This window comes from Dysgonomonas sp. 216 (genome assembly GCF_010501065.1).
Lineage (GTDB): Bacteria > Bacteroidota > Bacteroidia > Bacteroidales > Dysgonomonadaceae > QVMM01.
Genome location: NZ_QVMM01000006.1, coordinates 135,303 through 142,268, shown reverse-complemented (window position 1 = coordinate 142,268; position 6,966 = coordinate 135,303). Strand labels below are relative to the sequence as shown.

The 6,966-nt window shown below is 36.6% G+C and carries 8 protein-coding genes; 5 read left to right on the top strand and 3 right to left on the bottom strand.

Going from position 1 to position 6,966, the window contains the following annotated elements; all coding sequences use genetic code 11:
• Nucleotides 1-50: 50 nt before the first annotated feature.
• The 3 genes from D0T53_RS05405 to D0T53_RS05395 all read right to left on the bottom strand — a co-directional run bounded on the left by D0T53_RS05405 (nucleotide 51) and on the right by D0T53_RS05395 (nucleotide 2,532).
• Nucleotides 51-1,256: an IS256 family transposase gene (locus D0T53_RS05405; RefSeq protein ID WP_163265851.1), complete on the bottom strand. Its 1,206-nt coding sequence runs from the start codon at nucleotides 1,254-1,256 to the stop codon at nucleotides 51-53.
• Nucleotides 1,257-1,436: 180 nt separating this feature from the next.
• On the bottom strand, nucleotides 1,437-1,811 hold the full coding sequence (locus tag D0T53_RS05400; protein WP_163265849.1) for a DUF4377 domain-containing protein: 375 nt from the start codon (nucleotides 1,809-1,811) through the stop codon (nucleotides 1,437-1,439).
• Nucleotides 1,812-1,902: 91 nt separating this feature from the next.
• Complete coding sequence (locus tag D0T53_RS05395; protein ID WP_163265847.1) at nucleotides 1,903-2,532, bottom strand: C40 family peptidase; 630 nt, start codon at nucleotides 2,530-2,532, stop codon at nucleotides 1,903-1,905.
• Between the two features lie 194 nt (nucleotides 2,533-2,726).
• On the opposite strand from D0T53_RS05395, the gene D0T53_RS05390 reads away from it, so the two are divergent.
• From D0T53_RS05390 to D0T53_RS05370, 5 genes are read left to right on the top strand one after another with little or no spacing between them, the layout of a single operon-like run.
• Nucleotides 2,727-4,391 carry a nucleoside kinase gene (locus tag D0T53_RS05390; RefSeq protein WP_163265845.1) on the top strand — a complete coding sequence of 555 codons (1,665 nt, stop codon included), beginning with the start codon at nucleotides 2,727-2,729 and terminating at the stop codon, nucleotides 4,389-4,391.
• A 44-nt stretch (nucleotides 4,392-4,435) separates the two neighbouring features.
• Nucleotides 4,436-4,738 (top strand): Dabb family protein, encoded by a 303-nt coding sequence (locus tag D0T53_RS05385; RefSeq protein WP_163265844.1) that lies wholly within the window; start codon nucleotides 4,436-4,438, stop codon nucleotides 4,736-4,738.
• Nucleotides 4,735-5,409 carry a DNA alkylation repair protein gene (locus D0T53_RS05380; RefSeq protein WP_163265842.1) on the top strand — a complete coding sequence of 225 codons (675 nt, stop codon included), beginning with the start codon at nucleotides 4,735-4,737 and terminating at the stop codon, nucleotides 5,407-5,409. The genes D0T53_RS05385 and D0T53_RS05380 overlap by 4 nt, the downstream gene beginning before the upstream one ends.
• 16 nt (nucleotides 5,410-5,425) lie before the next feature.
• Nucleotides 5,426-6,169, top strand: a complete 744-nt coding sequence (locus D0T53_RS05375) for a shikimate dehydrogenase (RefSeq protein WP_163265840.1) — start codon at nucleotides 5,426-5,428, stop codon at nucleotides 6,167-6,169.
• Nucleotides 6,170-6,172: 3 nt separating this feature from the next.
• A complete protein-coding gene (locus D0T53_RS05370) occupies nucleotides 6,173-6,691 on the top strand; it encodes an NUDIX domain-containing protein (protein WP_163265838.1) in 519 nt (172 codons plus the stop codon).
• Nucleotides 6,692-6,966 lie beyond the last annotated feature (275 nt).

The following is a 6,966-nucleotide window of genomic DNA, read 5'->3' as shown; positions in this document are numbered from 1 at the left end:
GACACTGTCCATAATTTTGTGTAAATAGCTAACGGAGGGTTTGACTATCTTTATAGTTGAACCCTTTTTGCAAATATAGTTATAAATTGATTTAAAATTAATCCCCAATTTTGTATAGGTTGTGTCCATTTTCTTGAAATCTGCATAAGCGACAGATACACAGATTTTTTCAGAGCATCATCAGTAGGGAAAACTAATTTATTTTTGGTGTATTTTCTGATTTTCCCATTCAGGTTTTCTATCAGATTGGTGGTATAAATTATTTTTCTGATTTCCAGTGGAAAGTCAAAAAATACGGTTAGTTCTTCCCAATTATTCTTCCAAGATTGTACTGCATAAGGATATTTTTCTTCCCATCTTTGAGCAAATCGCTGCAGTTCTTGCTTAGCCACCTCCCTGTTTGTAGCATTGTATATAAGCTTCATGTCAGCGGTAAACTCTTTTTTGTCTTTCCAAACTACATAACGACAGGAATTTCGGATTTGATGCACCACACATATCTGTGTGTTTGCCATTGGAAAGACATTGGTTATAGCCTGGGTAAAACCGTTCAGATTATCTGTTACGGTAATAAGAATATCTTCTACTCCACGGGCTTTTAAGTCAGTCAATACGCCCTGCCAAAATGCAGCGGATTCATTCTGTCCAAGCCACATACCCAAGATTTCTTTATAACCCTCACGATTCAATCCAACAGCAAGATAAATGGTTTTGTTGATAACTTTGCCCCCTTGACGGACTTTGAAAACAATGCCGTCCATCCAGACAATACAATAAATTGATTCCAAGGGGCGGTTCTGCCAATCCAACACCTGTTGGTTTACTTTATCTGTAATAATGGATATGGCAGATGTGGAGAGTCTGTAACCATATATATCCTGAAGTTCCTGTTCGATGTCCGAAACGCTCATACCTTTGGCATACAGAGATATAATGATGTTTTCTATCGGTGTTGCCGTTGATTGGTGCTTGGGGACAATCACAGGTTCAAAACTACCTTCTCTGTCTCGGGGAACTTCAATAGTAGATTCTCCAAATTCTGTCTTAATCTTTTTAGAGCTACTGCCATTGCGGGCATTGGTAGTATCGCTTTTTTGATTTTTAGGATAACCTAAATGTGATTCCAACTCACCTGAAAGCATAGCTTCCAATAAATCAGAATGAAGCTCTTTGAGTAGGTTGCTAACATCTTCTTGCGTCTTAAGTTCATTTAAAACGCCGCTCTCTTTAATGATTTTTTTTAATTCTTTTCCCATAATAAAACTGTGTTATAAAGTTATACAAAAAAATAACGGAGGGTTTGCAAACCCTCCGTTATTCCTATTTACACAGTTTTTGGGATACTGCCCACATGATCCTAATATACAATGTTGGCTCAAACTGTAACAACAGCTTGAGCCAACATTTTGCTTATTATCAAACGATTTTTTCCTATTTCACAATTCATCTCCGACAGGAGTAATTTCATCTTTTAGTGTAGGAAGATTTTCCGATTTCTTTTTTGTTTTAGAAACTTCCTTCACCAATATATATCTAATTGACGACTGATCGGCAGCAGGACTCTCAATAACTTCCGACTTTACTTCAATTACATATTCGTACCCCGGTTCGTAATTAAAACCTTCAATACTATTATAGAAAAATTGCCATTCAGATTGTTCTTCATTTTTCACCAAAAGACATTTCATAGGAGCAACCCCTACACAATCACCTTGCTCTGATGCAATTATCAACAACTCGTTATCATGTTTCGAAGAAGAACACGAACCTAAAAATAAAACAATAACCAAATACAATAATAACCTATTCATAGTCCTGATGTTTTAAAAGATAAAACTGCTTACTAATATTAACAACAGATATTGATGCACAAATGTTTTAGAAAAACTCTTTCTACTATTTTTAGGCTTCCAATACCCGCCCTATTTTTGCCAGTGTTCTGTTATAAAATTCCTTGCTTGTCGAAGATATTTTTACACCTCCTTTTATAGATGCATGTATAAACGTTATTTCACGTCCCTTAGCTTCTACAACCAAGCCAACATGATTTATCCGCTGATGTTTTTTATTTGTACAAAAAAAGACCAAGTCTCCGGGACGAGCCTCATGTCGTGTAATCTCGGTAACAGTTTTCGACATTTCAATTGAAGTTCGTGGCAATGCCACCCCAAATGCTTTATAACAAGTGTATACCAAACCCGAACAATCCATTCCATTCAACGAAGTTCCTCCTGTTCTATACCTCACGCCCTTATATTCAAAAGCTTTACTTAAAACATCTTGAGACAATTGGTTATAAGTGGGAGGTGTATATATAAGCTCCGGAGCTTCAGGTATATTTAGAACCAGTTCTTCTAAAACTTCAGTTGCATCCAGAAAAGGAGAATAACAACTCTCGCCAATCGACACACTATCAAAATTTTCGTTTATATTTATCTCCGAGCGATAGGAGCATCTGCATGTTTGCTCTTTCGATTTACAACCACTTAATGTAAGTCCTGTTATTGCAACAAATAATAGATAAGATTTCATGAATAGCTAAAATTTGCGGCTAAGATAAACATTTCAAATTTCTTTATAAACACAAGAGGCCGGCTTTTTCCGATTTCGGATCGTTAAATATATTATTATATCCTTAATTATGGTAATATTTGTTTTTCTGGCGAGTGCATTTTAACAATTTGATTAATTATTAATATATTTGAATACTCACAATAAAAAATTATATGGAAAAGATATCTGTTTTTTGCAAAAACACCAATACCTACATGGATGTTCCGGCAGGATCGAGCTTACTGGAAATAAAAGAACTATTTGGTGTTAAGAAACCATTTATAATATCGAATGCAAAGGTCAATAACAAAACCGAATCATTGCATTTCAGGGTTTACAATCCTAAATCGATAGAATTTATCGATATAAGCGAGTCTTCGGGCATGCGTAGCTATGTGCGGGCATTATGCTTTATCATGGCAAAAGCAGTTTACGACATATATCCGAATGCAACAATGGATATAAATCATCCTGTCTCGAAAGGCTACTATTGTACCATTACCCGAAACGGGAAATTATTGAATGCCAATCTGGATACAATAAAAAAGAGGATGAACGAGCTTATTGCTCAGGACATTCCATTTATCCCTTTTGAGGACGAAACAGTAAAAGTTGTAGAAATGTTCCGCAAATGCGGTTTCGAAGATAAAGCCCTGTTGCTCGAAACATCGGGTATGTTGTATTCTAAATACCATAAAATAGACGATTATGTCGACTATTTTTATGGTTCTTTAGCTGCATCAAGTGGATGTTTAAACATGTTCGACTTAATGCAATTCGATGAGGGATTCCTGCTTCGTATTCCCAACAGGGAAAATCCGGTTGACCTCGAACCTATTATTAACCAGCAAAAAATGCATAATATATACAACGAGCAATCGAAAATGCTTGGCATTATTAATCTTAGAAATGTAGGCGACCTAAATAAAGTAAATGAAGAAGGGATGACATCGGGGGTTATAAAAGTATCGGAAGCATTACAGGAAAAAACCATTGCCGACATAGCCAGCCAAATAAGCGCAAGATATAAAAACGGGGTTCGTGTAGTGTTAGTAGCCGGGCCATCGTCGTCGGGAAAAACTACTTTCCGTAAACGGTTGGAAGTACAGCTCATGACCAACTTATTAAAACCTGTAGGTTTATCTCTCGACGACTATTTTGTAGACAGGGAACATACACCTAAAGACGAAAATGGCAATTTCGATTTCGAATCGCTTTATGCCCTCGATTTGGATTTATTCAACAGCGATGTAAAAAAATTGCTTCAAGGCGAAGAAGTATCTATTCCTTCGTTCAACTTTACGACAGGAAAACGCGAATACAAAGGACATACACTTAAAATAGATAAACATAGCATTCTGGTTATAGAAGGCATACATGGTTTGAATCCTGAACTGACAAGGCAAATAGACGATTCCAGTAAGTTTATGATTTATGTATCCGCCCTTACGGCCATTTCTCTTGACAACCACAACTGGATACCAACAACCGACAATCGTTTATTGCGTCGCATGGTGCGCGATTACAAATACCGTAATTATTCGCCGATAGATACATTATCGCGCTGGGGAAGCGTACGAAAAGGCGAAGAAAAATGGATATTCCCTTATCAGGAAAATGCAGACGTAATGTTTAACTCTGCAATGATCTACGAGTTAGCCGCACTACGCCGCTATGCCGAACCTATACTGTTACAGGTTCCGAAAAATGTGCCCGAATACGCTGAGGCTTACAGGCTGCTTAAATTTTTAGGATATTTCAATTATATAAACGACAGGGAGTTGCCCCCAACGTCTCTTTTAAGAGAATTTCTTGGTGGTAGCAGCTTTAAATATTAATATCTTTGTGCTTTTAAATACAGGAAGCATTAATATAAAATTATATGGTAAAACATATTGTATTCTGGAAACTAAAAGAAGAAGTTAACGGAAAAAGCAAAACAGAAACCGCCTTATTGATAAAAGAGCAATTAGAAGCTTTGAACGGGCAGATTGAAGGTCTGATTAAAGTTGAGGTCGGAATAAATTTTCTCGAATCGCCTTCGAACTATGATGTAGCATTGTTTGCTGAACTTGAATCGAAAGATGCTTTAACTTATTACGCCAGCCACCCCAAACATGTGGAGGCTGGAGCTCTTGTAAAAGAAGCTGCATCGGACAGAAAAGCTGTTGACTTTGAAGTATGACAACAACGGATATAATCAGAGACATACGTAAACGTTGTCGTTTGGCAATGAACGGTGTTGTGTCGTCAGGGATGAGAGATAAGGGCTTAAACTATAAGCTTAACTTTGGTGTCTCGTTAAATAAAATCAAAGAAATTGCAGCCCACTATCAACCCGACAAAGATCTGTCCGAAGCATTGTGGAAAGAAGATGTGCGTGAATTGAAAATACTTGCAACTCTGCTCTACCCATCCACAATGTTTACAGAAAACGAAGCCGAACGTTGGGTTCAGGAAATTCCAAATCAGGAGATACGAGAGCAAGTGTGCCTCAATTTATTTTCGAAATTACCATTCGCCGAAGAACTTGTTTTTAAGTGGAGTGCAAGCAACAATGAAAATATAAGAGCCACAGGTTATTGGTTGCTTGTACGCCTATTCTTATCGAAGATCATAAATTCGGAATTCGGATACGAAAAACTTACATACATATTTGAAGACATTGTATCGCCCGAAAATATTTCATTGCGCAATGCCGCTTTACTTGCATTGAAACACATCGGGCGTTCGGCTCAGAAACAGGCTGATAGTATTCTAGAACATCTGAACCAATTTAATGAATCTGACAACCCTTTGGAAAAGGAAATATTAGACAGTCTTAAATTCGAATATGACTTCTATTTCGACAGGTAATATTGATTATTAAAAGATGAAAAAAAAATACGGATTGATCGGATATCCATTAAAGCATTCTTTTTCGCAACGATTTTTTACCGAAAAATTTGAACGAGAAGAAATTGAAGCCGAATATTGCAATTTTGAAATTCCTGATATTTCGGTATTTTCCAACATTATAGCCAATAATCCGAACCTGAATGGGCTGAACGTTACTATTCCGTACAAAGAACAGGTAATTCAGTTCCTTAACCAAATAGACAAAGATGCTGCAGACATAGGAGCCATTAATGTTATAAAAATAACAAAGAACGAAGGTAATCTTACACTAAAGGGATATAACTCGGATGTCATTGGTTTTCAAAAATCCATAAGCCCATTGTTAAAAGAGCACCACAAAAAAGCATTGGTTTTAGGAACAGGCGGTGCATCTAAAGCTGTTGTTCAAGGTTTAAAAAATCTTGGAATAGAAACCCAATATGTTTCCAGACGAAAACAAAACAACACGATAGCTTACGACGAATTAAACGAACAGATAATAACCGAGCATACAATTATCGTCAACGCTTCACCATTGGGTACTTTCCCTGATATTGATACATGTCCTGATATTCCATATCAGTATCTTACAAGCCTTCATTTATTATACGATCTGGTATATAATCCGTCTCCAACCAAATTTTTAAAACTAGGAGCCGAAAAAGGCACACAAATAAAAGATGGGTACGAAATGCTCGAACTTCAAGCTTTAGCCGCTTGGGATATTTGGAATAGCTAAAACATGAATGAAGAGATTTTTCCGATAGTAGATATCGAAGGTAACGTTACAGGGCAAGCAACCCGAAGCGAATGCCACAGTGGCTCAAAAATCCTCCATCCTGTTGTACACCTGCATATACTCGATAAAGATGGTTATCTGTATCTGCAAAAACGTTCGGATAAGAAAGATATCTTTCCTAACTTATGGGATACAGCAGTTGGCGGTCACATAGATTTTGGAGAAACTCCGGAAAAAGCAGTAGTGAGAGAAACCCGTGAGGAACTGAACTTGTCAGGTTTAGATATAAAATACATTGGAAAACATATTATCGAAACGCCGCTCGAACGAGAACTCACTTATTGTTTTTACGCCATAACACAACAGACTCCGCAACCCGACATGTTTGAGGTTTCGGATGGTAAATTCTGGAGCATTCCGAAAATAAAAGCAAATTTAAAAAAGGGCATATTTACCCCTAATTTCGAGCAGGATTTCGCCTCTTTTCTCTCCGAAAACCTTAACAAATACATACTGTTTTAAATAGCACATTTTATCTAAAAACAATATCCTCCCCCCAATATATAATTACACACTACTATGCGAATAATAAACATGTTCGCTAAATTTTCTATTTTTCAATCCGATTTCAACAAGCGTTACACTTTTTGAAACATTTGTATACAAGCCTGAAAAACTATTGGTTATAAATTTGCAATACGGCAAACGAGTTATTAACCTAAAAATTATTTAAAGCATGAAAAGCAATGCTCTAAAACAAATATTATTATTTGTTTTATTGTTAGTGCCTATTACTA